1 protein-coding gene is annotated in these 1,112 nt (G+C 66.7%); it reads left to right on the forward strand.

What is annotated here, in order from left to right:
• Nucleotides 1–1,112: methionine adenosyltransferase (gene metK, locus OM513_RS20750; protein ID WP_264946690.1), on the forward strand; the 1,112-nt coding region annotated here is incomplete at both ends.

The following is a 1,112-nucleotide window of genomic DNA, read 5'->3' on the forward strand; positions in this document are numbered from 1 at the left end:
GTGTCGGAGGGACATCCGGACAAGGTGTCGGACCAGATCAGCGATTCGATCGTGGACCTGTTTTTGTCGAAGGATCCGGAGGCGCGGATAGCGTGCGAGACGCTGACGACGACGCAGCTCGTGGTGCTTGCGGGCGAGATCCGCTGCAAGGGCGTGTACGAGGACGGCGAGTGGGCGCCGGGCGCGCTTGAGGAGATCGAGGCGGCCGTGCGCAACACGGTCAAGGAGATCGGGTACGAGCAGGACGGCTTCCACTGGGAGACGCTGAAGTTCTACAATCACCTGCACGGCCAGTCGGCGCATATCGCGCAGGGCGTGGACGCCAGCGGCAACAAGGACGAGGGCGCGGGCGACCAGGGCATCATGTTCGGCTTCGCCTGCGACGAGACGCCGGACCTGATGCCGGCGACGCTCTATTACAGCCACAAGATCCTGGAGAAGATGGCGGCCGATCGTCATTCGGGCGCGGCGCCGTTCCTGGAGCCCGACGCCAAGAGCCAGGTGACGCTGCGGTTCGAGAATGGCGTGCCGGTCGCCGCGACCGCGATCGTCGTCTCGACCCAGCATGCCAAGGGCTATGACGCGGGCGAGAAGGAGGCCGAGCTCCACGCCTATGTGAAGAAGGTGGTGGCCGAGGTGATCCCGGCCGCGCTGCTCAGCGACGCGACCGTCTATCACATCAACCCCACCGGCAGCTTCGAGATCGGCGGGCCGGACGGCGACGCGGGCCTCACCGGCCGCAAGATCATCGTCGACACCTATGGCGGCGCCGCGCCGCACGGCGGCGGCGCGTTCAGCGGCAAGGACCCGACCAAGGTCGATCGTTCGGCGGCGTACATCACCCGCTATCTCGCCAAGAACATCGTCGCGGCCGGACTGGCCAAGCGCTGCACCATCCAGCTCGCCTATGCCATCGGCGTGTCCAAGCCGCTGTCGCTCTATGTCGACACCCACGGCACCGGCACCGTCGGCGACGACAAGATCGAGGCCGCGATCGAATCGATCGAAAAGCTGGGCGGCCTCACCCCGCGCGGCATCCGCACCCACCTCGGCCTCAACAAGCCCATCTACAAGAAGACCGCCGCCTACGGCCACTTCGGCCGAACCCCAGA

Source organism: Sphingomonas canadensis (genome assembly GCF_026013525.1).
GTDB lineage: Bacteria > Pseudomonadota > Alphaproteobacteria > Sphingomonadales > Sphingomonadaceae > Sphingomonas > Sphingomonas canadensis.